The 25802-nt window shown below is 64.1% G+C and carries 22 protein-coding genes; 1 reads left to right on the top strand and 21 read right to left on the bottom strand.

Features of this window, described 5'->3' with window-relative positions; all coding sequences use genetic code 11:
* Window positions 1–83: 83 nt before the first annotated feature.
* The 4 genes from AC07PF_RS30685 to AC07PF_RS30670 all read right to left on the bottom strand — a co-directional run bounded on the left by AC07PF_RS30685 (window position 84) and on the right by AC07PF_RS30670 (window position 3314).
* Entirely contained in the window at window positions 84–560 is a 477-nt protein-coding gene (locus tag AC07PF_RS30685) for a nucleoside deaminase (RefSeq protein ID WP_494614454.1), read from the bottom strand.
* Between the two features lie 4 nt (window positions 561–564).
* Window positions 565–1332, bottom strand: coding sequence for an ABC transporter permease (locus AC07PF_RS30680; RefSeq protein ID WP_007861943.1), 768 nt, complete (start codon window positions 1330–1332; stop codon window positions 565–567).
* A gap of 19 nt (window positions 1333–1351) precedes the next feature.
* Complete coding sequence (locus AC07PF_RS30675; RefSeq protein WP_494605188.1) at window positions 1352–2176, bottom strand: ABC transporter ATP-binding protein; 825 nt, start codon at window positions 2174–2176, stop codon at window positions 1352–1354.
* A gap of 106 nt (window positions 2177–2282) precedes the next feature.
* The gene (locus AC07PF_RS30670) at window positions 2283–3314 is read right to left on the bottom strand and encodes an ABC transporter substrate-binding protein (protein WP_494614424.1); all 1032 of its coding nucleotides are present in this window, start codon (window positions 3312–3314) and stop codon (window positions 2283–2285) included.
* Window positions 3315–3641: 327 nt separating this feature from the next.
* Here AC07PF_RS30670 and AC07PF_RS30665 point away from each other — a divergent pair, with 327 nt between their 5' ends.
* Window positions 3642–4460 (top strand): HDOD domain-containing protein, encoded by an 819-nt coding sequence (locus AC07PF_RS30665; RefSeq protein ID WP_145695183.1) that lies wholly within the window; start codon window positions 3642–3644, stop codon window positions 4458–4460.
* 68 nt (window positions 4461–4528) lie between these two features.
* Here AC07PF_RS30665 and AC07PF_RS30660 read toward each other — a convergent pair whose 3' ends face one another.
* From AC07PF_RS30660 to AC07PF_RS30580, 17 genes are all read right to left on the bottom strand, one after another.
* A complete protein-coding gene (locus tag AC07PF_RS30660) occupies window positions 4529–6835 on the bottom strand; it encodes an NADP-dependent malic enzyme (RefSeq protein WP_494614423.1) in 2307 nt (768 codons plus the stop codon).
* A 239-nt stretch (window positions 6836–7074) separates the two neighbouring features.
* Window positions 7075–7392: a DUF6471 domain-containing protein gene (locus tag AC07PF_RS30655; RefSeq protein WP_007861932.1), complete on the bottom strand. Its 318-nt coding sequence runs from the start codon at window positions 7390–7392 to the stop codon at window positions 7075–7077.
* A 10-nt stretch (window positions 7393–7402) separates the two neighbouring features.
* Entirely contained in the window at window positions 7403–9235 is a 1833-nt protein-coding gene (locus AC07PF_RS30650; RefSeq protein WP_494614422.1) for an ATP-binding protein, read from the bottom strand.
* A 48-nt stretch (window positions 9236–9283) separates the two neighbouring features.
* Window positions 9284–9988: a PspA/IM30 family protein gene (locus AC07PF_RS30645; RefSeq protein ID WP_007861927.1), complete on the bottom strand. Its 705-nt coding sequence runs from the start codon at window positions 9986–9988 to the stop codon at window positions 9284–9286.
* Between the two features lie 16 nt (window positions 9989–10004).
* Window positions 10005–10859 (bottom strand): hypothetical protein, encoded by an 855-nt coding sequence (locus tag AC07PF_RS30640; protein ID WP_494614421.1) that lies wholly within the window; start codon window positions 10857–10859, stop codon window positions 10005–10007.
* Window positions 10860–10867: 8 nt separating this feature from the next.
* Window positions 10868–11758 (bottom strand): hypothetical protein, encoded by an 891-nt coding sequence (locus tag AC07PF_RS30635; RefSeq protein WP_494614420.1) that lies wholly within the window; start codon window positions 11756–11758, stop codon window positions 10868–10870.
* The gene (locus tag AC07PF_RS30630) at window positions 11755–12591 is read right to left on the bottom strand and encodes an ABC transporter ATP-binding protein (protein ID WP_007861921.1); all 837 of its coding nucleotides are present in this window, start codon (window positions 12589–12591) and stop codon (window positions 11755–11757) included. The genes AC07PF_RS30635 and AC07PF_RS30630 overlap by 4 nt, the downstream gene beginning before the upstream one ends.
* Before the next feature lie 34 nt (window positions 12592–12625).
* Window positions 12626–13429: an ABC transporter permease gene (locus AC07PF_RS30625; RefSeq protein WP_007861919.1), complete on the bottom strand. Its 804-nt coding sequence runs from the start codon at window positions 13427–13429 to the stop codon at window positions 12626–12628.
* A gap of 10 nt (window positions 13430–13439) precedes the next feature.
* Window positions 13440–15155: a phosphate ABC transporter substrate-binding/OmpA family protein gene (locus AC07PF_RS30620; RefSeq protein WP_494614419.1), complete on the bottom strand. Its 1716-nt coding sequence runs from the start codon at window positions 15153–15155 to the stop codon at window positions 13440–13442.
* Window positions 15156–15168: 13 nt separating this feature from the next.
* On the bottom strand, window positions 15169–15864 hold the full coding sequence (locus AC07PF_RS30615; RefSeq protein ID WP_145695191.1) for a hypothetical protein: 696 nt from the start codon (window positions 15862–15864) through the stop codon (window positions 15169–15171).
* A 249-nt stretch (window positions 15865–16113) separates the two neighbouring features.
* Window positions 16114–17601 carry a nucleobase:cation symporter-2 family protein gene (locus AC07PF_RS30610; protein ID WP_494614418.1) on the bottom strand — a complete coding sequence of 496 codons (1488 nt, stop codon included), beginning with the start codon at window positions 17599–17601 and terminating at the stop codon, window positions 16114–16116.
* A 180-nt stretch (window positions 17602–17781) separates the two neighbouring features.
* Window positions 17782–18549: a GntR family transcriptional regulator gene (locus AC07PF_RS30605; RefSeq protein ID WP_145695193.1), complete on the bottom strand. Its 768-nt coding sequence runs from the start codon at window positions 18547–18549 to the stop codon at window positions 17782–17784.
* Window positions 18550–18595: 46 nt separating this feature from the next.
* A complete protein-coding gene (locus AC07PF_RS30600; RefSeq protein ID WP_494605172.1) occupies window positions 18596–19372 on the bottom strand; it encodes an aspartate/glutamate racemase family protein in 777 nt (258 codons plus the stop codon).
* Window positions 19373–19402: 30 nt separating this feature from the next.
* Window positions 19403–20935 carry an NCS1 family nucleobase:cation symporter-1 gene (locus AC07PF_RS30595; protein WP_494614417.1) on the bottom strand — a complete coding sequence of 511 codons (1533 nt, stop codon included), beginning with the start codon at window positions 20933–20935 and terminating at the stop codon, window positions 19403–19405.
* A 180-nt stretch (window positions 20936–21115) separates the two neighbouring features.
* Complete coding sequence (locus tag AC07PF_RS30590; protein ID WP_494614416.1) at window positions 21116–21820, bottom strand: GntR family transcriptional regulator; 705 nt, start codon at window positions 21818–21820, stop codon at window positions 21116–21118.
* Window positions 21817–23142: a C4-dicarboxylate transporter DctA gene (locus tag AC07PF_RS30585; RefSeq protein WP_494614415.1), complete on the bottom strand. Its 1326-nt coding sequence runs from the start codon at window positions 23140–23142 to the stop codon at window positions 21817–21819. The genes AC07PF_RS30590 and AC07PF_RS30585 overlap by 4 nt, the downstream gene beginning before the upstream one ends.
* A gap of 214 nt (window positions 23143–23356) precedes the next feature.
* On the bottom strand, window positions 23357–25453 hold the full coding sequence (locus tag AC07PF_RS30580; RefSeq protein ID WP_494614414.1) for an AAA family ATPase: 2097 nt from the start codon (window positions 25451–25453) through the stop codon (window positions 23357–23359).
* Window positions 25454–25802: the final 349 nt, after the last annotated feature.

Raw genomic sequence — 25802 nt, 5'->3', positions numbered from 1 at the left:
GCCGAAAGATCCTGTGGTTACAGGGCGGCGAGTATATCGACGGGCGCTTTCCGGCGTTGCTGCCAGGGTCGGCCTGGGCAGGCTCAGCGCCAGAAGTCGCGATGCAAGGCCGTGATCTCGGCTTCAAGCGCCGGCACCGGGCCCAGCACCTCGGTGGCGCGCTGGCCGGCCGCAAACACCGTGCGGCAGGGCAGGTCCAGTGTCGGGTTCTCGGGGTGGTCACCGGTCAATGCCTTCAAGGCCGACTCTTCGGCGCCGTAGAGCACCCGGCCGATGCCGGCCCAGTAGATGGTGCCCGCGCACATGGCGCAGGGCTCGAACGTCGTGACCAGTGTGCACTGCGCCAGGTAGGCCCCCGGGTAGTTGGCCGCCGCCGTGCGCGCCAGCGTGCTCTCGGCATGGTTCACCGTGTCGATGTTGCCCTGCTCGGCCAGCACGGTCTCGCCGTCGGGCGCGACCAGCAGGGCGCCAAAGGGGTGGCGGCCCATGCCCATGGCGCGCTGCGCCACGGCGTTGGCGCGGCGCAGCAGGGTCGCGGCCTGGGCTTCGCCCAACGCCATCGTGTTATTCACCCTGGGATCCGCGGTGTGCCCAGCCCGTGGTGCGCTTTTCGACCCAGCTGAACAGCTCGTACATCACCATGGCCATGGCGCCCACCACCATCAAGCCGGCAAAGGCCAGGCCCATCTGCATGGACGAGCCCGCGCTGATCAGCAGGTAGCCGATGCCTTCGTTGGCGGCGGTCATCTCCGACACCGTGGTGCCCACGAAGGCCAGGGTGATCGCCACCTTGAGCGAGCCGTAGAAGTACGGCATGGAGCGCGGCAGGCCCACCTTGGTGAGCACGTCCCAGCGCTTGGCGCCCAGCACGCGCAGCACGTCTTCCAGCTCGGGCTCCAGCGTGGCCAGGCCGGTGGCGATGTTCACCATGATCGGGAAGAAGCTGATGAGGAAGGCCGTGAGGATGGCCGGCCCCACGCCAATGCCGAACCACACCACCAAAATGGGCACGAAGGCCGCCTTGGGCAGGGCGTTGAAGGCGGTCATCAGCGGGTACACGGCGGCATACGCCAGGCGCGAGCTGCCGATCAGAAAGCCCAACAGCACGCCGACCACGATGGCGAGGCCAAAGCCCGCCATGGTGACCCAGAAGGTGCGCCAGGCGTGTGCGGCGATGACGCCGGCAAACTCCACCAGCTGCACGCCGATGGCCCAGGGGCTGGGGAAGATGAATTCCGAGACGTTGAAGGCCGAGCAGATGATCTGCCACAGCAGGACGATGGCGACGAGCAGGATCCAGGGGGACCAGCGTTCCGCGGTTTTCTTGTGCATGGTGTGTCTGGATGCTTATCTATTGCTGGATGGGCGCGCCGGCCTTGCGCATGGCCCCAATGTGGCCGCGCAGCTCGTGCACGATGTCGGTGAACTCCTTGGTGTAGGTGATCTCCAGGTCGCGCGGGCGTGGCAGCTCGATGTCGCGGCGCACCACGAAGCGGCCGGGGCTCTTGCTCATCACGTACACCGTGTCGGCCAGAAAGACCGACTCGCGCAGGTCGTGCGTCACCAGGATCACGTTGAATTTCTGCTCGGCCTGCAGGTCGCGCAGAATGCACCACAGCTCTTCGCGCGTGAAGGCGTCGAGCGCGCCGAAGGGCTCGTCCAGCAGCAGCATCTTGGGCTCGTGGATCAGCGCGCGGCAGATGCTGGCGCGCTGCTGCATGCCACCCGACAGCTGCCAGGGGAACTTGTCCTCATACCCACCCAGGCCCACCTTCTGCAGCAGGGCGCGGGCGCGGGCTTCGTACTCCTTGCGCTTTTGCTTGAAGTTGCTGCGGTGGGGCTCCACGATCTCCAGCGGCAGCAGCACGTTGTCCACCGTGGTGCGCCAGGGCAGCAGCGAAGGCGCCTGGAAGGCCATGCCCGAGATCTTGAGCGGCCCGGTCACGGGCTGGCGGTCGATCAGGATCTTGCCCATCGAGGGCATCTTCAGGCCCGTGGCCAGCTTCATGAAGGTCGACTTGCCGCAGCCCGAAGGCCCGACGATGGCGATGAACTCGCCCTGGCGGACCTGCAGGTCGATGGCTTCGACAGCGAAGTGGTTCTGGGCGAGCAGCTCGTCGTTGTAGGCGAGCCAGACGTCACGAAAGTCCACGAAATAGGAATCGGCAGCCGTCATTGGATGGTGTTCTTGTGGGGCTGGGCCCGCCAGCCCGACACTGCGGCGGGGCGGGCGGGCCGGGGGAGGGAATGCATCAGCCAGCGGCACGCCGCTGGCCGCGGGGTCACTTCTTGGGCAGGATGTTCAGCTCGGCTGCGGGGGGCAGGAAGCTGTCGGTCCACACGTCGTCGGCCTTCACGCGGGTCTTGGTGTTGAAGGCGTCGGACACCTGCGATGCCATCAGCGACAGGCGGCCGGGCACGGCCTTGCCAAAGCCTTCGGCGCGCGCGTCGGGGCTGTTGATCACGGTGTCTATGGCCAGCTGCAGGCGGCGGGTTTCCAGCGGCACGTTGACGATGCCGTCACGGGCCTTCACATGCTCGATAGAGGCAGCCGGGTTGGCCATGACTTCCTTGGCGCCCTTGGTGAAGGCCTTCAGGAAGGACTTGATCGCCTCGGGGTTCTCCTTGATGAGCTTGGGCGAGGCGATGATCACGTTGCCGTACAGCTTCACGCCGAAGTCGGCATAGGGCAGCACCACCACGTCGGCGGCCTTGGCGCCGCGCGCCTCCAGGTTCAAGAGCGAGGTGAAGGTGAAGCCGGTGATGGCGTCCACGTCGCCGCGCACCAGCATGGTTTCGCGCAGCGGTGGGTCCATGGCGGTCCACTGCACGTTGCCCACGCCATTGGCCTTCTGGAAGATCGGGAAGGCGCGGCGGCCGGCGTCGAACACCGGGGCACCGAGCTTCTTGCCCGCCAGGTCGGCCGGCTTGGTGATGCCGCTCTTCTTGAGCGCCATGACCGAGGCCGGGGTGTTGTTGTAGACCATCATCACCGCCACGGGCTTGTTCTGCGCGTCGGGGTTGTTGGCGTGGAATTCCATCACCGCGGCCAGGTCGGCAAAGCCCATGTCGTAGGTGCCCGAGGCCACGCGCTGCACGGCGCCACCCGAACCGTTGCCTGCATCCACCGTCACATCCAGGCCTGCTGCCTTGAAATAGCCCTTGGCCACGGGCTGCAGGAACAGGGCAGCGGGGCCCTCGAAGCGCCAGTCGAGCTGGAACTTGATGGGCGTGGTGGCCTGTGCATGGGCGACGGAGAAGCTGCCAGCAGCGACCAGCAGCGCGGCGGCTTGCAGGAGGGATCGTTTGTTCATAGGTGGATTCCTGTCAGAAGACGGCAGGGGAAGTTGCGCACATGCGCTGGCGGTCCGGATGCACCGCCCCCGTGCCTTGGTGGGGAGTCAGCAAAAACGATGCCCGCTTTCAGGAGCGCCAAGGCGGGATGGAGCCTATTGTTCGCCAGATTGGTGCACGCCCTTCTAGAGGCTTTCCCGAAATGGTGCACCAGCAGTGCATACCACGGTGGTACATCGTCGATTCACCAGGCCGGTGCGCACATTGGGGCAAACGCGCACCCACGGTCGGCGTGCCAGTGGTACAACGAAAGTCCATTCGAATCCAACGGACAAGGAGGGAGCCCCATGGCGAATATCCAGGAATTCTTCGAGAACGTGCAGTTGCCCACCATCCCCGACGTGGCGCGCGAGCTGATCGCCACCATGAAGGACGACGACATCCCCTTCGAGAAAGTGCGCGGGGCGATCTCCAAGGATCCGGCCCTCACGGCCAAGCTCATCCGCCTGGCCAACAGTGCGCGCTTCGGCCTGCCGCGCCAGGTGGCCTCGCTCGACGACGCCATCACCATGGTGGGCCTGAACCAGGTGCGCACGCTGGCCCTGGCGTCGTGCATGTCCGGCGTGTTCAAGGACGCGCAGGGCGTGGACGCCGAGGCTTTCTGGAAGGAAAGCATGGCCATCGCCGGCTACTCGCAGTGGCTGGCGCGCACCCTGGGCTCGGACGTGCAGGAGTCCTGGCTCGCCGGCTTCCTGGTGCGCCTGGGCGAGCTCATCATTGCGCAGAAGATGCCCGAGCAGATCCCCGCCATCGAGCAACTGCCGCACCACGCGGGCGGCCGCTGGGAGCGCGAGCGATCCCTGCTGGGCTTCACCGAGGCCCAGGTCACCGGCGAACTGGCGCGGCGCTGGCGCTTTCCCGACACCATCGTGCGCGCGCTGGAGACGGCCGAGGACCCCGTGGCCTCCGCCCCGTTCTGCCGCCTGGGCGGCATCCTGCATGTGGCCACGCTGCTGGCCGAGATCGGGCTCGAAGAACCCAAGTCCCCCGCCGACACTATCGCCAGCCTGCCGGCCGAGGTGACCAAGGCCCTGCAGCTCGATGCCGACTGGCTCGTGGAGCACCTGCCGCCGGTGGCCAACTACGTGGACGTGTCAGTACGCTGAGCCCGCACGGCGGCTCGAAAAAAAAGAGGCCCGAGGGCCTCTTTTTTTGTGGGCGCTGCTGCAGCAGATCAGCGCGCGCGCGTGGCTGCGCTGGCAACGGCCAGGGCAGTCATGTTGAACACCCGGCGCACCGTCGCCGCGGGGGTCAGGATATAGGCCGTGGCCGCACCGCCCATGAGGATGGGGCCCACGGTCACGCCGCCGCTGGTCGTGGTCTTGAGCACGTTGTAGAGGATGTTGGCCGCATCCAGGTTGGGGCAGATCAGCAGGTTGGCCGAATCGGTGAGCGTGGAGTCCGCCATGTAGGCATTGCGGATGTTGGGCTCCAGCGCGGCGTCGCCGTGCAGCTCGCCGTCGCACTCGATGTCGGGGTGGGCGGCCACGAACAGGTCGCGTGCCTCGCGCATCTTGCGGGCCGATGGGCGCTTGGACGAGCCATAGCTCGAGTGCGACAGGAAGGCCACTTTGGCCGGCAACCCGAAACGCTGCACCTCCTGCACCGACATCCAGGCGATGTCGGCCAGCTGCTGCGCCGTGGGGTTCTCGTTCACGTACGTGTCGGCAATGAACAGCGTGCCGCGGTTGGTCATCAGCGCATTGAGCGCGGCGTAGTCGTTCACGCCCTCCTGGCGGCCCAGGATGCTGTGGATGCGTTCCAGGTGGGTCTCGTAGGTGCCCACCAGGCCGCAGATCATGGCGTCGGCATCGCCCAGCGCCACCATCAGCGAGGCGATGATGGTGTTGGAGCGGCGCACGGACGCCTTGGCCACTTCGGGCGTGGCGCCATCGCGCTTCATGAGGCTGTGGTAGTGCTCCCAGTACTGGCGAAAGCGCGGGTCATCCTCGGGGTTGCACACCTCGACGTCCTTGCCCAGCTGCATGCGCAGGCCGGCCTTCTCGATGCGGGCGGCGATCACGGCAGGGCGGCCGATGAGGATGGGGTGGGCGATCTTGTCGTCGATCACCATCTGCGCGGCACGCAGCGCGCGCTCGTCCTCGCCATCGGCGTAGGCCACGCGCTTGTTGCCTTCGGGCAGGGCTTTGGCCGCGGTGATCACCGGGCGCATCAGCATGCCGGTCTGGTAGACGAAGCGCGACAGGGCCTCCTTGTAGGCCTCCATGTCGGTGATGGGGCGTGTGGCCACGCCCGACTCTGCCGCCGCCTTGGCGACGGCGGGCGCGATCTTGAGGATCAGGCGCGAGTCGAACGGCGTGGGGATCAGGTAGTCGGGGCCGAAGGTGAGCTCCTTGCCGGCATAGGCGCTGGCCACCTCTTCGCTGACGTCGGCCTTGGCCAGGTCGGCGATTTCGCGCACGCAGGCCAGCTTCATGGCCTCGGTGATCTTGGTTGCGCCGCAGTCCAGTGCGCCGCGGAAGATGTAGGGGAAGCACAGGACGTTGTTGACCTGGTTCGGGTAGTCCGAGCGGCCCGTGGCGATGATGCAGTCCGGCCGCACGGCCTTGGCCAGTTCGGGGCGGATCTCGGGTTCGGGGTTGGCCAGCGCCAGGATGATGGGCTTCGTGCCCATGGTCTTGACCATCTCGGCCGTGAGCACACCAGCGGCCGAGCAGCCCAGGAACACGTCGGCACCGTTGACCACGTCGGCCAGGGTGCGTGCCTCGGTCTTTTGCGCGTAGCGCTGCTTGGAGGCATCGAGCCCGCCGGGGCGGCCGTCGTAGATCACGCCCTTGGAGTCCACCATGAAGACGTTCTCGCGCTTCACGCCCAGGCCCACCATCACGTCCACGCAGGCAATGGCCGCGGCGCCCGCGCCCGAGACGGCGATCTTCACCGCGCCGATCTCCTTGCCCACCAGCTCCAGGCCGTTGAGCAGCGCAGCGCTGGAGATGATGGCCGTGCCGTGCTGGTCGTCATGGAAGACGGGAATGTTCAGCCGGTCCGACAGCTTCTTCTCGATGTAGAAGCACTCGGGTGCCTTGATGTCCTCGAGGTTGATACCGCCCAGCGTGGGCTCCAGCGCCGCGATGATCTCGACCAGCTTGTCCGGGTCGCGCTCGGCCAGCTCGATGTCGAACACATCCACGCCGGCGAACTTCTTGAACAGGCAGCCCTTGCCCTCCATCACCGGCTTGCTGGCCAGGGGGCCGATGTCGCCCAGGCCCAGCACGGCCGTGCCGTTGGTGATCACGCCCACGAGGTTGCCGCGCGAGGTGTAGTCGAAGGCCTTGGACGGGTCGGCCTCGATATCGAGGCACGGATAGGCCACGCCCGGCGAGTACGCCAGCGACAGGTCGCGCTGGTTGGACAGGGGCTTGGTGGGGGTGACGGCGATCTTGCCCCGGCTGGGGTTGCGATGGTATTCGCGGGCCGCGTCGCGCAATGCCTCTTCGGCAGCGGAAAGGTTCTGTGTCATACGGAAATCCTGCAGGAGATTCTCAGCAAATGCCGAAAATGAGCTTACTCCAAGGAGAGAGCTGTCGGAGTGAGGGTTAATGCGTTGATTGCATGGGATCCAACCTTGATGCCATGGGTGCCATGGTGTGGGGGGTGGAGGCCTGGCCTTGCCCGGTGGGGCTGGTGAGGCGGTGGGGGTTGTGGGCCCCGGTACATGGCAAAAACCGGATTGTCTTCCTTTTCAGAAAGCCAATAGGCCTATCCAGGTTTGGTCAGTCGTGCCTTTTTGTTGGCCTCCACCTTGCGGGTGGCCGGCGCCAGGCCGGGGATCTCCAGCGTGGACAGGTCCAGCTGCGTCACGCCCATGCTGCGCAGCAGCAGCAGAAAGTCGGACGCCTTGAAGGCGCCCCGGCTCTGCTTGGTGGTCAGGTTGTTCGGGGTCTGGTCGATGCCCAGCTCGGTGAGCAGCTCCGACACCTCCTGCCAGCCCCAGCGCTTGTCGTTCTTCGCGGCGGTCAGGGCCCTGCGCACCTGGTCGCGGGCCAGGGCGTTGACGTCGTCGCTGCCGCTGTTCATGGCCTGGCCTTCACAGGCGCAACTGGCTGCGCACGCGCTTCATCTCGGCATGCAGTTCGTCGGTGGTGCGGTGCTTGAACTTCTCGGGCAGCAGGCTGCGGCGCGAGGCCTCGGAGATGGCCAAGAGCTCCATGTACTCGATCATCAGCGTGTCGCGCGTGGGCATGTAGTCCACTGCGGCCTGCAAGAACACCTCGCGCGTGAGCCGGCCATCGCCGCGCTCGGCCAGGTCGATGGACAGCAGGGTCAGCGCCTCCAGCTCGGCGTTGGAGAACTCGGTGTCTTCCAGCGCCGCCTCCATCCAGCCTTCGCCGATGCCATCATCGTCATCCTGCGGCGCCGGCTCCTCGACCGCCTTGCCAAAGCGCTTGAGGATCACGCGCACGATGTTCGCGCGCTCCGCCCCGTTCTCGGGGAAAAACAGCGGAATCTTGGTGTCGAAGCGGCCGGGCCGCTTCATGTCGGCGTCAAGCTTGTCGGGGCGGTTGGTCATCATGATGAACAGCACCTGGCCGCGGTTGTCGGTGTCCGACATGAACTCCTTGAGCCGCGCCGTGACGCGCGACGACGTGCCGCCGTCCTCGTCGCCTTCGCCGCCCAGGCTGCGGTCGCCCTCGTCGATGATGAGCGCGATCGGCCCCATGGCCTTGACCATGGCCAGCACCTTCTCCAGGTTGCTTTCGGTCGCACCCACCCACTTGGAGCGGATGTTCTTGAGCATCACCGCCGGTATCCCAGCCTCGCGCACGAAGGCCTTGGTGACGAAGGTCTTGCCCGAGCCCATGGGCCCCACCACCAGGATACCCATGGGGATGCGTGCCACGTTGCCCGAGCGCACGGCCGCGGCAATGGCGGCCAGCTCGGCCTTCACCATGGTCATGCCGCCCACGCCCTCCAGGCCCATCTTGGGCTCGACGAACTCGATCAGGCCAAAGCACTCCTGCGTCACCAGCTCGCGCTTGCGCGTGCGCAGCAGCGCCGCGATCTCCTCGAAGGCATTGCCCTTGGCCGGTGCCTTGCTGCCCGGCTGCAGCAGGTGGCGTATCTGGTCATTGGTCTGGCCGCTGGTGAGCTTGGTCAGTTGCTTGGCACGCGCCTCGGCGTCCTCGGTGCCGGCGATCAGCTCGCGGATCAGCGCCTCGCGCTCGGCATCGTTGGGCGCGGGTGCCTTGCTGTCGTTGCCCAGCAGCCCGAACAGCTGCACCAGGCGCAGGCCCGAGGCCTGCTGCGCCAGCCGCGTGACCTGGCCGGCATCGAGCGAGGCATCGGCCATGCGGATGGTGGTCTCGCGCTCGGCCTGGCCGGGCATGGGGATCTCGACGGTGGCGATGCGCGGGTTCGACAGGATCTGCGCGTTCAGCTCGGTCAGCGATTCGACCAGCAAAAACACCACGTTGTCGCTGTCGCCGATCTGCGGGTCCAGCGACCAGCGGTGCAGCTTGGCAATCGCCTGGCGGTCCTGCATGGTCATCATCGACGGGTCGCCCGCCGGGAACAGCGAGCCCGCGTAGTGGATCACCACGGCCGTGCCGCTCTCGTGCGTCAGTGCCTGCTCGATGCCCTCGAGCGGCTCGGCCTCGGCATCGAAGGCCCGGCCCGCCAGGGCCTGCGTGCCCGAGGCGATGCTGTGCGAGAGCACGCGCTTTTTCTTGCCCTCCAGCAGCGAGCGGAACAGGTACTGCTCCAGCTCCACGAACTTGCCATCCAGCAGGATGCGGTCGTAGATGTTGCGGTACAGCACGAAGACCGAGGCATCGCCGCCCAGGTAGCGCCGGCGCACCGTGTCGACCCAGGCAGGCGTGGCAGGCGTCGCGGTCGTTGCGGAAGGGGAGGGTGTGCTCACGGGATTCCTCGGGCGGTGGCAGGCGTGCCGCTCTGGTGGTCTTTGGGCTTACATCTGCTTGGCGCCAGCACCTTGCGCGCGGGCGGCCTTGAGCTGGGCCAGTTGGGCTTCGGCCGTGGCGCGCGAGGCGCCCTTTTGCAGGCCCTTCATGCGCACGTCCAGGTCGGCGCCGCGCAGCTCGTCACCCAGGTTGGCTTCGGAGATCACGTTGGCGATGTGGCCGCGCACGTTGTCCAGCGCACGGATCTCGGCATCCACCGACAGGCCTTCGAGCTGGCTGTGGATCTGGATCTTGGCCTTGGCGCCGGCCAGCTTGGCCAGGTTGCGGTCGCGCTCGTCCTCCACGCGCTTGATCTCGCTCTTCATCTCCAGCAGCGCATCCTTGATCTTCTCGGCCTCGGCCATGGCCGTCTCGGCCTCGGCCGTGAGCTCGGTCACCGACTGGTCGTTGTCATTCTTCATCTGCAGGATGCTCACCGCCAGGTCGTCCTGGTTGGTGTCCATGGCCTGCTGCAGGTTGGCTTCGAGCTGGGCTTGCTTCTGCTTGGCGTTGTGCAGGCGCGTGGTCACGTCGTCGCGCTGGCGGATGATGGCGCCCGCCGCCTTCTTCAGGCGGTCGTAGTTGGCCTTCATGCTGTTGATCGAGTTCTCGTACGCGATCTCGGGGTTGTTCTTTTCGATGCCCGAGACGAACAGCGAGAGGAAGCCGGTGAACAGGTTGCTCAGGCGGCCGAGGAAGTTGGAAGAAGCCATGGTGCAGGTTCCTTGCTTAGCTGATGTTGACGTTGTCGAAGAAGGTGCGGTGGTCCTGGGCAAAGGCGGCAAAGCCCTGCTCGACCTGGGCCAGCATGGCCGCGCGCTGTGCGGGGTCGATGAAGTCGAAGGCGGCGTTCACGCCCTGGGTGGCCCACTCGAAGTGGTCGGCCTCCACGGCGCCGCCCTCGCCCGAGTGGATGCCCACCCAGGACAGGGCCTTGTGCTGGGTGCCGCCGATGTCCACCTCGGTGTGGAACAGGCGCTCGGCCAGGCCGCCGCCAGCCTCGCGCAGCGTGGCGCCGATCACGGTGAACTCGCGGTCGGCCAGCAGCTCGCTGCCCAGGTGGTAGCCCATGGCGCGGAAGATCGCCTCCAGGGTGTCTTCCTGCCCGCCGCCGTAGCCGCGCAGCACGCCCTGGTTCAGCGCCTTGAGCCAGGCGGGCTCGGCCGCCAGCGCATTCACGGTGGCCATGTCGGCGCCCGGCATCGTGGTCTGCACGATGCCCTTGAGGAAGGCCTGCGCCAGGCTGCGGTGGGGGTCGCGGGCGCGGGTGGAGTGGTCGTCGAACTCGTCGCGCGCCGCATCGAAGATGTAGCTGGCCACCAGCACATTGCGGTCGGCCGCCGGCAAAAAGGGCTCGGCCGGGTCGGTGAACAAATGGCGCGCGCAGCCGATCTTGCCCGCCAGGGATGCCACGCTGCAGCCGAAATAGCCGTTCCAGGCGATGTAGCGCGCGAAAAAGCGCACCAGCCTGCCCGGCTCGTCGGACACGATGGCGGCCTTGAGCGCAGCCTCCATCAGGCGCGTGTACTCGTCGAAATCGACGAGGGTCTGCAGGTGCGATTTCTGTACGGTGGTGGTCGTCATGGCAGGGGTCATTTCATGGCTTGTGCCGTGGGGCGGGGGACAGGGGCGGCCGCGGCCTTGGCCACGGCGGGGCTGGGCACATGGACGCCGATGGTGTCCAGCTCCTCGCTGATGTCGGCTTCCAGGTTCTCTTCGATGGCCAGGCGGTCCACGCTCTCGCGCAGCCGGGCCGAGGCATCGCTGGCCATGGGCATCGACACGGCCTGCTGGAACACCTCCTCGATGATGTCGGGCATGGACACCATGGCCGCTTCGATGGCGAACATGCGGCTGCTCAGGCGGCTGCTGCTCTCCAGCAGGCGCTGGTAGTCCTTCTTCGCCTGCAGCAGCTGGCGGCGCTCGCGTTCGTCGGTGGTGGCGGCCAACTGGTCTTCCACGCTGCGCAGGCGGTCGGCAATCTCCCGCTTGCTCAGCTGGCTCTGGCGCTCGTTGGCGCTCACGATGGCCAGCCAGCGCGCCAGATAGTCGCGCGTCACGTCCTTGAGGCGGTCGATGTCCTCCACGCTCAGCGCGCAGGTGCGGGCCTTGACCATGCGCTCCAGTGCGTCGATGCGGTCCAGCGTCTGCAGGTACACGCGCATGCGCTTGGAGCTGGGGTCGCACTCATTGCGGTCGCCCAGTTCCTTGAGCAGGCTGTCCACCTGCGCCTGGTAGCGCAGCGTGGCGTACTTGCGGCGCACCGCGTAGCGGAAGGTGGACATCCCCGGCACGTACAGCAGGGCCAGCCCCTCCACGGCCGCATAGGCCGTGCCCACGAAGATGAAGCCCGGCAGCCCATAGGGAAAGGAGGCCAGCACCGCCAGCGCCGCCGCACCCAGCGAGGCCGTGACGTTCCACTTGCCGGTCAGGAACTCCTGGATATAGGGGGGCTCTTCCCGTTCGCCCGGGGCGAATTTCATACGCTCAGCGTGATCTGGCCATGGCCCTTGGCGTCGCGCAGCGACGTGAGGATGCGGTCCTGCATGCGCAGGGTCTCGGTCGAGCGCGCCCAGGCCTCCGAGCGCGGGTGCTCGGCATGGATCACGAAGTCATCGGCGATCTTCGCGGGCTGGGGCGAGAGCACGATCACCCGGTCGCCCAGGGCCAGGGCCTCGCTCACGTCGTGCGTGACGAACACCACCAGGCAGGGGTTGGCCTTGCACAGTGACAGCAGCAGGCGCTGCATCTCCTCGCGCGTCTGCGGGTCGAGCGCGCCGAAGGGCTCGTCCATCAGCAAAATGCGCGGGCGCAGCACCAGGGCGCGCGCCAGCGCCACGCGCTGGTTCTGCCCGCCCGAGAGCTGCGCCGGGCGCATGGCCTTCTTGTCGGCCAGGCCCACGGCGGCGAGGATTGTGTCCACGCGCTCCTTGATCTCGGCCTGGCTGATGCGCCCCTTCCAGAGCTTGAGCGTGAACGGAAAGGCCACGTTGTCCCACACCGTCAGGTCGGGGCGGTTGGCGTACTGCTGGAACACGGTCACGGCGTCGTCGTGCTGGTCCAGGCACTCCTTGCCATCGATCGCCACCCGGCCGATGGTCGGCGTCTTCACGTTGAACGGGCGCACCCCGCCCATCATGCGCATCAGCGTGGACTTGCCGCAGCCCGAGGGGCCCAGCAGCATGTTGATGCTCGGGTTTTCCAGGTGCAGGTCGATGCCGTCGATCACGCGCAGCACGCCCCGGCCGTTGGCGGCAGGGTACTCCTGCACGATGCCGGTCATCTGGATGGAAATGCTCACAGTGCTCGATGTCATGCTTGGCTTGTGGTTGTCGGGGTTCTCAGGGCGTTCACACCGTGCTTTCCCACGGGAACATCTTGCGTTTGGCCCAGGTCATCACGCGGTGCGTGATCAGCGCCAGCGCGATGATGGTGATGATGCCCGCGAACACCTGGTCCATGGCCGAGAAGCGGCGCGCGTTCTGGATCAGCTGGCCCAGGCCCTCCTTGGCGTTCACGTACTCGGCCACAGTGATGTAGGTCCACATCACCGAGATGGCGATGATGATGCCGTCCACGATGCGCGGCATGGCCATCGGGATCACCGCGCGCCGGATGCACTCCCACGGCGTGGCGCCCAGGTCGCGCGCGCTGATCCAGTACGACTGCGGCACCGAGCGGATCGCATCGCGCACCAGGGGGATCAGGTAGACCACCGCACCCGAGAACAGGAAGACGATCTTCATCTCCTCGCCAATGCCGAACCACATCACCATGATGGGCAGCAGCGCCACGATGGGCGCCGAGCGAAACGGGTCGATCAGCGGCGACAGCGTGGCGTTGATGCGCGGCGAGGCCCCCATCAGGATGCCGATGGGCAGGCCGATCAGGATCACCAGAATGCCGGCCACCACCAGCCGCCCGCCGGACCACAGCACCGAGGTCAAGAGCAGGCTCTCCTGGCGCACCGGGTCCCAGGCCAGGCGCGAGAAAGCCATGGCCACCTCCCACGGTGCAGGCAGCCGGTTCGAGTTGACCAGGCCCGAGGCGCTTACCAGCGCCCAGGCCACCAGCACCACCACCACGGCGCCCACGCCCAGCATGCGCTGGGTCTGGGGCGAGATCGGATGGCTGGGGTTCCAGAATTGCGCCATCGCCGGCCCCTCAGCGTGCCAGCACGGCGATGCGGGTGGCGCGGTTCATCTGGCGGCAGGTATCCAGGTCCACCTCCAGCGCGCCGGGGTTGCCTTCATTGCAGATCGGGTTGTTCGATCCATTGCCCACCACCTTGAAGCGCGCGGCCGGAATCTCCCACTGCGTGACCACGTACTTGGTCACCGCATCGGCACGCGCCTTGGACAGGCGCTGGTTGGCCTGCGCGCTGCCGGTCGAGTCGGTGTTGCCCGAGATCTCGAAGTACGCCGAGCCATTGCTGTTGATGAACGGCACCACCTGGGTGTCGATCACCTCCTGCGCCTTCTTGGTCAGCTCGGCCTGGCCCACGGGGAAGTTCACGCTCACCGGCTTGGTCAGCGCGGCGGGGCGGGCTTCGGCCTTTTGCATGCCGGCCGTATCGAAGGTGAACTCGGGCTTGGCGGCGGCAGCGCGCGCGGCCTGGTTGTCCTTGAGCAGGGCGTTGATGAAGCGGTAGTCGAACGAGTTCTGCGGCGAGACCACGGGCGAGTTCGGGTTGGCCAGCGAGCCGGCGGCGCGGTAGATCGCGTCGAACTCGCGGTACACGCGCTCATAGTGGTTGGTGTCGCCCGCCAGGCCCAGGATGCGGGCGTTGTCGTCCAGCCCCGTCCACACCAGGTTGGAGAACAGGCTGCTGACGAAAGGCATGCCTTCCTTCTTGGCCAGTTGGTCGAAGAAGGGCTCGGTGCGCACCAGCGCCTCGGCCGCGCCCGCGGGGTTGGCGCGGGCGGCGGTCACGCCATCCATCCAGCCCTTGACGAAGCCCTGGAAGGCCGGCAGGTTGGCCGGGTCCTGCAGCAGCTTCTGGTTGCAGACCATCACGTCATAGATCAGGTTGGTGGCCACCTTGGTGGAGTACACCACGCGCGCGCCGGGCGTGGCCTTGACGGCCAGCGACAGGTCCGGGTCCCACAGCACGGCTGCGTCCACGCTGCCTGCGGCAAAGGCCGCGCGCACGCCGGGCGTGCCCTCGTCGGCGTTGATGTAGACCACGCGGTCGAGCACATTGGCCTTTTGCTTGGCGCTCAGGCTGGAGTTGTTGATGGCGTTGATGAACAGGCCGTGCGAGGGCGTGTACTTGAGCAGCGCGACCTTCTTGCCCACCAGGTCCTCGATGCGCTTGATGTCCGGGTCGCGCGCGATCACCGCGTCGGCGCCCTGGGTGTTGTCCACGATCATGATGGCGCGGCCATCGAGCTTGGTGTTGATCAGGTTGGGCTGCTCCTGCGCCCAGAAGTCCGAGGTGCGCCACGCGCACTGCGCCGTGTTGCTCTCGAAGATGGTGGTCAGCGTGGGGATGTCGTCCTGGATGATGAACTCCACGTTCACCCCCGCCTTCTGGAAGATCGAGCCCGGTTGGGTCTTCAGGCTGTTGCCGTTGGCCACCAGGGCCGGCGCATAGCCGTGAAAGCTCACGATGCTGACCTTGAGCGGGTTGCCGGGCGAACCCAGCGCGCCGCCCTTGGGCGCGGCCACCGCAGGCGATGCCGCGGGCGCATTGCCGCTGCTGCCGGCCGCCACGGCAGGCGCCGAGCCGCTGCTTTGGTTGGCGACCTCGTGCGAGGCCTCCGTCTTGCCCAGCTTGTCCTGCACCCACATCTTGCCGCCCATGTTCCACAGAACGGAGCCGGCAGCCCCCACGACGATGACCGCGATCAGCGCCTTGCCCAGACCAGTCAGTTGCATTGCTCTACTCCTGTTATTTTTGAATCGGTGAACCACCGGCGAACGTGATGACGACCTGGCCGAGGCGGTTCATTTCCGCATCCAGCCGGGCCGACTCCCTGTCCCCCGCCTCCTGGTTCGTTCTGGCGGCCGCACGCACGTCGGCCGTCTGCTGCGCGGCACGTGCCACGCCGCGGTCCAGCAGCGCCGTCAGCTCGGCAATCTGCTTGCGCACCTGGGCGCTCTTGTCCTGCTCCTCGGCCTGGATGGCCGCGATCTCCCGGTCCGCATTTTGCAGCGCCGAAGCCACTTGCTGGGCGATTTTCTGCTTGGCGACGGCCAGCGCCTTCACCTTGCGTTGCGCGTCCAGCACGGAATCGTCCACCGTCCAGCTCTCATCGGCCTCGTCCATGGCGCGCACGGCCTGCTTGCGCACTTCCATGGGCATGCTTTCCAGCCCCGCCATCAGCTTGAGCAGCTTCTCTGCGGTATAGGCCACCACGGGCACATTGGCCTCGCGGTACAGGTCGGCAAAGTCCTTTTGTTCCGCCACCACGCTCTGCTCGGGCGCGAGCACGGGCTGTGGTACTGCGGCGGGCGCAGGCGAGGGTTCCGGCTCCGGCTCGGGTTCCGAATAGGCCTCTGGCGGTGGGTCGTCCTGGGTCTGCTCTTCCGGGTCGAGTGTCACGAGTCCGGTGGCCGCCAACATCTTGCTGAATTTCGTGCGCATGGGATTCCTCGCAAAGGAGCAATCAATGTAACGTACTGCACGGTACGTCAGCTTGCACGGGTGCAAGTTGCGCACTGCCTGAGCGCCTGTGGTGCCGTGCGCCAGAGGAGAAACAGCCCACGGGGGCTGTACCTGCTTTTCCATCGGTGTTGCATGGGCTTTTTTGCACAGCGGCCCCCACCGGCCTCCTGGAAAGCAAAAAAGCCCCCGGCGGACAGCCGGGGGCCTGGTGGATTCGAGCGGGCCGGGTCAGTGGGCTTCGGCCTGGCGCGCTGCGTTCACGGCAGCGCTGGTGTCCTTGCTGGCACCGTTGAAGAACACATTCAGCGCCACTGCCGTGATCGAGGCCAGCAGGATGCCCGACTCGATCAGCGGGTGGATGGCATGCGGCATCCACTGGCGGAAGCTCGGGGCGATCAGCGGGATCATGCCCACGCCGATGGAGACCGCCACGATCATGCCGTTGAAGCGGTTGTTGCGGAAATCCACCCCGCCCAGGATGCGGATGCCCGTGGCCGCCACCATGCCGAACATCACCAGCCCCGCGCCGCCCAGCACCATGGTGGGCAGCGACTCCACCAGTGCCGCCATCTTGGGCAGCACGCCCAGCACGATCAGGATCACGCCGCCGGCCACGCAGACAAAGCGGCTCTTCACGCCCGTCACCGCCACCAGGCCCACGTTCTGCGAGAAGCTGGTGTACGGAAAGGTGTTGAAAATGCCGCCCAGCAGCGTGCCCAGGCCGTCGGTGCGCAGGCCGCGGGTCAGGTCGTCCTGCTCGATCTTGCGGTCCGTCATGTCCCCGAGGGCCAGGAACATGCCGGTCGACTCGATCATCACCACGATCATCACCAGCGTCATCGTCAAAATCAGGATGGGGTCGAACACCGGCAGCGCGATCTCGAACGGCAGAACCAGGTCGAACCAGTCGGCCTTGCCCACCTTCTCGAACGACATCAGCCCCATGGCCGCCGCCACCACGCCGCCGATCACAATGCCCAGCAGCACCGAGATGTTGGCGATGAAGCCCTTGGCGAACTTGGCGATCAGCAGGATGGACACCAGCACCAGGGCCGAGATGCCCACGCCCGTCAGGTCCGCATAGCGCGGGTTGGGCACCGTGGGCACCACCGCAAAGCCCTTGGGCACGGGTGGCAGCGAGGAGCCCGGCGCGCCGGCGGCCGACTGTGCCTCGGTCAGCCACTTGATGTGCTCGGGGTTCACCACGTTGGGCGCCGTGGGGCCCACCGGGTTGCCAAAGATCCAGTTGATGCCCACGCGCATCAGGCTGATGCCGATGACCGCGATGATGGTGCCCGTGACCACCGGCGGAAAAAAGCGCAGCATGCGGCTGACCATGGGCGCGATCAGGATCGATATCACCCCCGCCCCGATCACCGAGCCGAAGATCAGCCCCGCCCCCGCCGTGCCGCTGGTGCTCTGCGCCATGGACACCATGGGCGCCACCGAGGCAAAGGTCACCCCCATCATCACCGGCAGCTGGATGCCGAACCAGCGCGTGGCCCCCAGTGCCTGGATCAGCGTGACCAGGCCGCAGACGAACAAATCGGCCGAAATCAGCTTGGCCACCTGGTCGGGCGTGAGGTTCAGCGCCCGGCCCACGATCAGCGGCACCGCCACGGCCCCCGCATACATCACCAGCACATGCTGCAAGCCCAGCGCCCCCAGGCGCGCTATGGGCAGTTGTTCATCCACGGGGTGCACGGACGCTGACATGGGAGAGCTCCTTCGGGGTAGGTGGGTCGCGTTATTGGGTTCTAAGGACGGCATCCATCTTCCGTGTACAACCATCCATACAAAAAGTGTATACACAACATGGCGACAACCTTATCCCGGTAAACCCTAGGGAGCGTTTTGGAAGGAGGGGGCGCGCAGTCGGCGGCTGCGCGCGGAAGGTCAGGCCAGCAAGGCCTTGACCAGGTCGAGCTGCCGGTCCGGCCGCCCGGTGTCCAGCGCCAGGTTCGCCTCGATGCGCTGCAGGTGCTCCGTCATGCTCGCCACGGCGGCGGCCACGTCGCCGGTCTTGCACAGCGCCAGGAAGTCCGCATGCTCCTCCGACGAGCAGTGCGGGTCGTTCGACGAGTCGTACAGCATGGCGATCAGCGAGCTGCGCGCCACCAGGTCGCGCACCAGCTGGGCCAGGGTCTGGTTGCCGGCCGCCTCGGCCAGCACCACGTGGAAGTCGCCCAGCAGCTTTTCACGCACCCGGCCCGTGGTCGTGCTCTCGCGCAGCGCCGCCCGCTCGAAGCGGATGTGCTGCTCCAGCATCTGGTAGTCGGCCGGCGTGGCGCTGGCGATGAACAGGCGCACCACCTCGGCCTCCAGCACGCGGCGCACGCTGAACACCTCGCGCGCCTCCTGCACGCTGGGCCGGCTCACGAAGGCGCCCTTGTCGGGGATGATCTCGATCAGCTTGTCCTTGGACAGCATCACCAGCGCCGCGCGGATCTTGGTGCGGCTCACGGTGTAGACGCGGCCCAGCGCCTCCTCGCGCAGCCAGGTGCCCGGCGGCAGGCGCTTTTCGACGATGGCCGTGGCCAGGTCCTGGGCAATGCTTTCGGTGGAGGCCAGGCGTCCGTCCGCCGCTGCCGCCTCGGGTGCGGGGTCGGCAGCAGGCGCCAGGTCGGCGGGAAGGGCTTGGGGGCTCGTGCGGGCGCGGGGCATGGGGTCCGATTGTGGCCCGATTCGTGCCGGCCCCCTGTTTGACGCCTCAAGCCGCGCGGGATATGCGCGCCGGCGGCACCACCGCCACGGGCGGCAGCGCAAAGCCGGCCAGCGCCCCGGCCATGGCCTTGGGCAGCGGCCGCGCCAGCTCGTCATGCTTGCTTGTACGCAGGCCCAGCAGCACCAGCGATTCGACCATCGACGTGGCGGCCGCCACCCCGTCGATCACCGGCACGCCCAGGGCTTGCGAAATGTGTTCGCACAGGTCCGCCATGCCCGCGCAGCCCAGCACCAGGGTGTCGCAGCCGTCCTCGGCCAGGGCGCGGCGGCACTCGTCGGTGATGCGCTCGCGCGCGTTCGATCCGGGCACCTCCAGCTCCAGCACCGGCAGCTCGCAGGCGCGCACGTTGGCGCAAAAGCGCTGCATGCCGTAGATCTCGGCCAGGTGCCAGGCCTGGCCCATGGTGCGGCCCAGCGTGGTCACCACCGAAAAGCGTGCGCCCACCATGCTGGCCATGTGCATGGCCGCCTCGGCAATGCCCACCACCGGGCCGCGCGCCAGCTCGCGCGCGGGTTTCAGGCCCGGGTCGCCAAAGCAGGCGATCACATAGCCGTCCACCCCGTCGCGCTCGCCAGCTGCAATCTCCTGCAGCAGGCCGGGCACGGCCAGCGCCTCGTCGTAGTGGCTCTCGATGGAGGCCGGGCCCATGGCGGGGCTCACCGCCACCACCTCGGTGCCCGGTCGCGCCACGGCGCGCGCGCAGGCCCCGATCTTTTCGGTCATGCTCCAGGTGGTGTTGGGGTTGATGATCTTGATGCGCACGGCTTCAGCTCTCTCTTTCTTGTATTCAGTTCAGTTCTTGCGGTTCAGCACCAGGTAGATGACGAAGCCCAGCCCCATGCCGATGAACCATGCGTAGTTGGCGGCCGGCCGCAGGGTGGGCACGATCACGCACAGGATGGGGATCAGTGCCGACGGCACCATGGTCCACACGGCGCGCGGGTTGTAGCCCTTGCTGTACCAGTAGGCGCCGTGCTTGCTCATGGTGTAGAGCGCGTCCACATCCACCTGCTGGCGGCGCACGATGTAGTAGTCGGCGATGAGGATGCCGAACAGCGGCCCGATGAACGAGCCCAGCACGTCCAGCGTGTAGTGGATCACCTCGGGGTTGGCATACAGGTTCCAGGGCGTGATGAAGATCGAGCCCACGGCAGCGATCATGCCTCCCGTGCGCCAGCTGATGTGCTGCGGCGCCACGTTGGAAAAGTCGAACGCGGGCGACACGAAGTTGGCCACGATGTTGATGCCCACCGTGGCGATCATGAAGGTCAGCGCGCCCAGCACCACGGCCGTGGTGCTGTCGATCTTGCTCACGGTGTGCACCGGGTCGGTGATCAGCTCGCCGAACACCGGCAGCGTGGCCGCGGTGGTCACCACCGTCAGCAGCGAGAAGAACACGAAGTTCACCGGCAGGCCCCAGAAGTTGCCCTTCTTCACCGCGTCAAAGCTCTTGCCGTAGCGCGAGAAGTCGCCAAAGTTGAGCATGGGCCCGCTGAAATAGCTCACCACCAGCGCAATCGCCGACAGCATCACCGGCAGCGCATCCCAGCCCTGGAACTTGACGCCGCCCAGGTTCAGGTCGATGTTCTTCCAGCCCGCCTTCCACACCAGCCAGCCGCACAGCACCGCCATCACCACATACACGGCCGGGCCCGCCCAGTCGATGAACTTGCGGATCGCCTCCATGCCGTGCCAGAACACCAGCGCCTGCAGCACCCACATCACCATGAACGCCACCCAGCCCAGCGTGGACAGGCCGGCAAAGCCATGCTGCGCCACATCGGCATACGGTGCCAGGTTCGGAAAGAAGTGCAGCGCCAGCAGCAAGAAGGCGCCCGACGCCAGGTAGGTCTGGATGCCGTACCAGGCCACCGCGATCAGCCCGCGGATGATGGCTGGGATATTGGCCCCCAGCACCCCGAACGACGCGCGGCAGATCACCGGGTAGGGCGTGCCCGTCACCTGGCTGGGCTTGGCCACCAGGTTGCAGAAGAACTGCACGATCACGATGCCCACCAGCAGCGCCACCAGCACCTGCCAGCTCGACAGGCCTAAAGCGAACAAGCTGCCCGCCGTGATGTAGCCGCCCACGCTGTGCACGTCGGACATCCAGAACGCAAAGATGTTGTATTGGCCCCAGGTCTGGCGCTTCAGGGGCGCCAGGTCCTCATTGGTCAGGCGCGGGTCGTAGCCCGGCTTGATCAGGGCATTGCCATGGTGCGGCCCGGCGGACTGCGCGCCCCCGGCGGCTATCGGTGTGCTGCTACTGCTGACGGCTGTGTTCACGGGTGTCTCCTCGTGTGGAAAAGGACGGTTTCCAGGCATCTGCGGCCCGGTTGAAAGTTGCACCCTATATTTGTATACAAAAAATGGATGCAATAAAACACCGCTCGAACGGGAAATGACTGGGGTTTACCCGGGGTGTCTGCGGCACGCGCAAAACAAAGCCGCCCGGGTCTTGGCGGCCGGGGCGGCAATGAGAGACGGGGAAAAGGGGAGGGCGGCTCAGCCGTCCGTGTCAGAGCGGGTGCCCGCCAGCGGGCTCAGCGAATCGCGCAGCCGGTCGCGCACCAGCGGCTGGCCTGGGTTCAGCGCCGCCTCCACATGGCCGATGTGGGCCAGCAGGCGCTCGCGTGCCAGGGCGGTGTCGCCGGCTTCCAGCGCCTCGACGATGGACTCGTGCTCGGCGCACGACTGGCTGGCCTCGTGCCGCGACTGGTAGAGCGAGGCCGCCAGCGTGGTGCGCGCCGTCAGGTCGCGCAATATGTCGCTCAGGCTGCGGTGGCCCATGCTCTCGGCCAGGCAGACATGAAAGTCGGCCAGCAAAAAGGCGCGCGTCGCCGCGTCGGCCCCCTCGATGGCCTGCTGCTCCTCGGCAATGTGGGCGCGCAGCCGCGGCGTCACCGACTGCAGCGGCCGCCCCGCATCGGCCAAGATGCCCGACTCGATGATGCGCCGGGCCGAGAACGCATCGCGCGCGTCCTCCACCGTGGGCTCCACCACATACCAGCCCCGGCGCGGGCGCACCTCCACAAAACCGCGTGCCTGCAGCTGCATCAGCGCCTCGCGCACCAGGGTGCGGCTCACGCCGAACAGGTCGGCCAGCTCCTGCTCGCCCAGGCGCTCGCCGGGCGCGAGCTTCTGGGCCAGGATGGATTCGACCACCTGCTGGGCGATCTGCGTCTGGCTGCTGGTCGGGGTGGTGCTCATGCAGCCGATTGTGGCGTGACTCGGGCCGCTGCCATCTCGGGGGCGGGCTCGATGGGCGCCACATCCTGTCCGTCCAGCACCGCATGGGCGCGGCTGCGGTCGATGTCACCCTCCCACGCGGCAATCGCCACCGTGGCCACGCAGTTGCCGATCAGGTTGCCCAGGGCGCGGGCAATGCCCATGAACCAGTCTACCGACAGCACCAGCACCAGGCCAATCGCCGGAATGGCCGGAATCGCCTGCAGCGTGGCTGCCAGCACCACGATGGCCGAGCCCGGCACCCCGTGCGCACCCTTGGACGTGACCAGCGAGATCGCCAGGATGGTCAGCAGGTCGGCCATCGAGATCGGCGTATTGGTGGCTTGGGCAATGAACACCGCCGCCAGCGTGATGTAGATCGAAAACGCGTCCAGGTTGAACGAATAGCCCGTGGGGATCACCAGCCCCACCGTCGAATCGCGAATTCCCATGTGCTTGAGCTTGGCCATGATCTGCGGCAGCACGCTGTCCGACGAGGTGGTGGCAAACACCACCGCCAGCTCTTCGCGCAGGTAGCGCAGCAGCTTGAACAGGCTGAAACCCGACACCCGCATGATGGTGCCCAGCACCACCACCACGAAGATGACCACCGCCGCATAGAACAGCACCACCAGCATGCCCAGTTGCTTGAGCGAGCCGATGCCGTACTTGCCCACCGTGAAGGCAATGGCACCCAGCACGCCCAGCGGCGCCAGCTTGATGATGATGCCCATGGTCTTGAACAGCACGTGCGACAGGTCCTCGATCAGCACCGTGACCCGCGCCCCGCGCTCACCCAGCATGGCCAGCGCACAGCCGAACACGATGGAGAACAGCAGCACCTGCAGCACATCGCCATTGGCAAACGCGCTCACCGCCGTGTTCGGGATCAGCTTGAGCAAAAAGTCCGTGAACCCGCCCCCCGTGAGCTTGCCCGCGTTCTCCACATAGGCGCCCATGGCCTTGGGGTCCAGCGCCTTGGGGTCGACGTTCATGCCCACGCCGGGCTGGAACACAAAGGCCAGCACCAGCCCCAGCACCAGCGCCACGGTGGTCACCAGCTCGAAGTAGATCAGCGACTTCACCCCCACCCGGCCCACGCGCTTGAGGTCCCCCGTGCCGGCGATGCCGTGCACCACCACGCAGAACACGATCAGCGGGATCAGCATCTTGATCAGCTTGATGAAGCCGTCGCCCAGGGGCTTGAGGGCGATGGCGGTATCGGGCCAGACCAGCCCCACTACCACACCAAGGACCACGGCCAGGACGACCTGGCCGAACAGGGATTTGAAAAACCGGGGCATGCCAATGTCTCCTTCAGGTCAACGCAGTCTTGAAAGCAAATCTTGCATACAAGAAATGTAGGCAAGTTGGGATGTGCGCGTATGAGGGTATGCCCGGGTGGCAGCGTGTCGTAGAGGTTTGCTAAGGAGGGTCTGCAAAACCCCTGAAAGTCAGGGATTGTGCAGGCGGATGAGTAGATTTTATTCCGTGTTGCAACCAAGGCGTTTATTTAATTTATCCCGATTTTATTTTGGATATTACTTGTTGCATTCCAATAGGCTTGAAGCCATCAGCCGCCATCTTTGTGGCAAGTAGATTTCTAAAGCCTTCATAATTGGTAGGTATTTTTTCCGTAGAAATTAGTTGTTTTAAAATATCTCTCCCTGGTATATTTGATTTCCATGTCCCGCTGCCAAAACTTGTTTCAATAGCTGTACGAAGTTCTATTTCCTTTTTTGCGAGCATATCTGCGGTAAGATCTTCTGACACTGCTTTGCTTATCCTTTCAAATGACCTTTCGATTGACCTTCCAAGGTCTGCACTGATCGTCAAGGTTGTCGGGTTAAATCCCAGGTTAATTCCTGAAATTAATTTTGAATTTGCGTATTCTGTCATTTGCTGGATTAATACGCTTGGTACTACAAGTCGTGCGGCTGTGCTGAGTTTTTCCAGCGCCTCTTCACTTGTTATTTTATTGTTAAGATTAAAAGAATTTATGGCGTCGGCTATATATTTGGGTTCCAGTAGATAGTTCTCTATATGATAAACATCCCATGAGAATTGAGTAATTACTGTGGCGTCTGGATTGGAGGATTCAAAATCTCTATCAACTATCGCAAAAAACTTTGTTGGCAAATCGCCCTTTGCGTGCGCCCTGCTAAGTACCTCATGCAAGGCACGCACCTTGGCCTTATTCGATCCGGAGACAAGATTTATTCCACGAAGATCTTCTGGAAATAGTGTTAACGCCAGCGTTTTGTCAAAATCAGAGTCACCTCCGCCCTCAAATATTAACCCTTTGCCGCCAGGCCTATATGTTGCCAGATCGCCTACTAGGTCGGTCATCACCTGTTCAAGATCACTGCCAGCAGAAAGTTGTTTTAGCTGTGTTGTAGAAGAAGAATCGACCCCACATGGAAGCATGTGGAAAACATTGAATCCGGGCTTGCCGACTGCTTCGCGAATTAATGCGTCAGAGTGAGTGACTAGCCACAATTGGTTTTCCAATGATTCGCCCAAATGCTTGCGATAAAATTCTGGTAATCCTTTAATTAATCTCGGATTTAAATGAAGCTCCGGCTCGTCAAGTAAGATTATTGAATCTCTCGGGGCGGAACTGCGAATGCGGAGATACCCGTAGAGAATCTCCTTTTCTCCTGAGCTTAACTCATCTAAGTCATGAATTGTTCCATTGGCAGTTTTTACTGGAAACGCGAGTGACCCTTCTTGTGTAGGTTGAGGGCCAAGAAATTGTTTGTCAGGGAAGAATGAAGTAAAAAGTTCTTTCATGGATTCGGAAAGTGACTGCTCACCATCAGAATCTTCCGCCCCAGCCTTTTCGGATAGCATCTCACTAATGAAATTTCCAGCCATCTCGCTTTTTACGTTATTGTACTTTGCGCTATAGTTATAGAGCGAACTCTGACTGTTATTTTGCTTGGCAGCATCTAAATTCAAATTTATGCCTTGAACGTTTTCACGCCCGTAATGGCGTTGCGCACCATGAAAATCGATAACGCCAATATTTCTTGGCCGATAAGTAGAAAATATGACCTGAAGGACGGTTGAATTTAATAGTTGAATCTGACCGGCAAGATTTATTATTACTGAACCGATTTGTTCCGGCTGATTTAGTTGCTCAAGCAATGCTGGCAGTTGTGAGTTTAATCGCGATGTTACTTCTGGTTGTCTTTCTCTGAATTGAGTTGCAAATAGGGCTTTTCTATATCCTCCGAATTGAAACGCTTCGGGTAGAACGGATTGCCAAATGGTCTCTTCAAGCAACTCCGCTGCATTCTTCGATATGTAAGACTTTTCTCTATCGCGTAGTTTAAAGTTTGCCCTTATTTCCAATTGTTTTCTTGAGTCGTTGAACAAGCTTTTGAGATTGGTGGATCCGCCATGAGGCTGAATTTGAAATTCATTGAAAAAATGCTGCCACTCATTTTGCTGGTATCCGCCATAAACTGATTTTAAAAGTCGAATTCCGTCAAAAATACATGATTTGCCAGAGCCATTTTGTCCTGCTATCACTATAGTCTCACCAAGCGGCCCTGTATCGAGTTTGCTAATGCCGCGAAAATTTGAGATTATTAAAGAATTAATTTTCATGTCAAAGTGATAGTGATGATGAGCATGAAAAGTTACATTTTTTATCAATCCGTGTCAAGGAATAATTTGCATTTATATTTGGGTCGTATTTTATTTTAATTATAATAGTGCTTATTGGCAGTCTTGGTGCATGTAGTGCTCATCCTATAGGATGCCATGTTTCTGAATTGTGGTAGCTATACCGTTGTAATTGCCAATCGGAATACAGATTAGTCATGTATGTGGCTTGTGTTGAAAATTCTCTAATTTTTTGCAAGGCGATGCGCAAAGAAATTATTCTAAAGTGCGGGGTTTAATTGGGTTTTCCTACTTTTTATACTTCTTGGCACTCCAATCGCTATAAACAGTG

The sequence above is a fragment of the Acidovorax sp. GW821-FHT10A04 genome (genome assembly GCF_059415825.1).
This window is presented reverse-complemented; position numbering and strand designations above follow the sequence as displayed.

Coding starts and splice junctions, on each gene's coding strand:
- AC07PF_RS30680 (WP_007861943.1), bottom strand. CDS start 1,332: ATGCACAAGAAAACCGCGGAACGCTGGTCCCCCTGGATCCTGCTCGTC.
- AC07PF_RS30670 (WP_494614424.1), bottom strand. CDS start 3,314: ATGAACAAACGATCCCTCCTGCAAGCCGCCGCGCTGCTGGTCGCTGCT.
- AC07PF_RS30675 (WP_494605188.1), bottom strand. CDS start 2,176: ATGACGGCTGCCGATTCCTATTTCGTGGACTTTCGTGACGTCTGGCTC.
- AC07PF_RS30620 (WP_494614419.1), bottom strand. CDS start 15,155: ATGCAACTGACTGGTCTGGGCAAGGCGCTGATCGCGGTCATCGTCGTG.
- AC07PF_RS30605 (WP_145695193.1), bottom strand. CDS start 18,549: ATGCCCCGCGCCCGCACGAGCCCCCAAGCCCTTCCCGCCGACCTGGCG.
- AC07PF_RS30590 (WP_494614416.1), bottom strand. CDS start 21,820: ATGAGCACCACCCCGACCAGCAGCCAGACGCAGATCGCCCAGCAGGTG.
- AC07PF_RS30665 (WP_145695183.1), top strand. CDS start 3,642: ATGGCGAATATCCAGGAATTCTTCGAGAACGTGCAGTTGCCCACCATC.
- AC07PF_RS30635 (WP_494614420.1), bottom strand. CDS start 11,758: ATGAAATTCGCCCCGGGCGAACGGGAAGAGCCCCCCTATATCCAGGAG.
- AC07PF_RS30655 (WP_007861932.1), bottom strand. CDS start 7,392: ATGAACAGCGGCAGCGACGACGTCAACGCCCTGGCCCGCGACCAGGTG.
- AC07PF_RS30625 (WP_007861919.1), bottom strand. CDS start 13,429: ATGGCGCAATTCTGGAACCCCAGCCATCCGATCTCGCCCCAGACCCAG.
- AC07PF_RS30660 (WP_494614423.1), bottom strand. CDS start 6,835: ATGACACAGAACCTTTCCGCTGCCGAAGAGGCATTGCGCGACGCGGCC.
- AC07PF_RS30610 (WP_494614418.1), bottom strand. CDS start 17,601: ATGTCAGCGTCCGTGCACCCCGTGGATGAACAACTGCCCATAGCGCGC.
- AC07PF_RS30580 (WP_494614414.1), bottom strand. CDS start 25,453: ATGAAAATTAATTCTTTAATAATCTCAAATTTTCGCGGCATTAGCAAA.
- AC07PF_RS30685 (WP_494614454.1), bottom strand. CDS start 560: ATGGCGTTGGGCGAAGCCCAGGCCGCGACCCTGCTGCGCCGCGCCAAC.
- AC07PF_RS30630 (WP_007861921.1), bottom strand. CDS start 12,591: ATGACATCGAGCACTGTGAGCATTTCCATCCAGATGACCGGCATCGTG.
- AC07PF_RS30645 (WP_007861927.1), bottom strand. CDS start 9,988: ATGGCTTCTTCCAACTTCCTCGGCCGCCTGAGCAACCTGTTCACCGGC.
- AC07PF_RS30615 (WP_145695191.1), bottom strand. CDS start 15,864: ATGCGCACGAAATTCAGCAAGATGTTGGCGGCCACCGGACTCGTGACA.
- AC07PF_RS30585 (WP_494614415.1), bottom strand. CDS start 23,142: ATGCCCCGGTTTTTCAAATCCCTGTTCGGCCAGGTCGTCCTGGCCGTG.
- AC07PF_RS30595 (WP_494614417.1), bottom strand. CDS start 20,935: ATGCCTGGAAACCGTCCTTTTCCACACGAGGAGACACCCGTGAACACA.
- AC07PF_RS30640 (WP_494614421.1), bottom strand. CDS start 10,859: ATGACGACCACCACCGTACAGAAATCGCACCTGCAGACCCTCGTCGAT.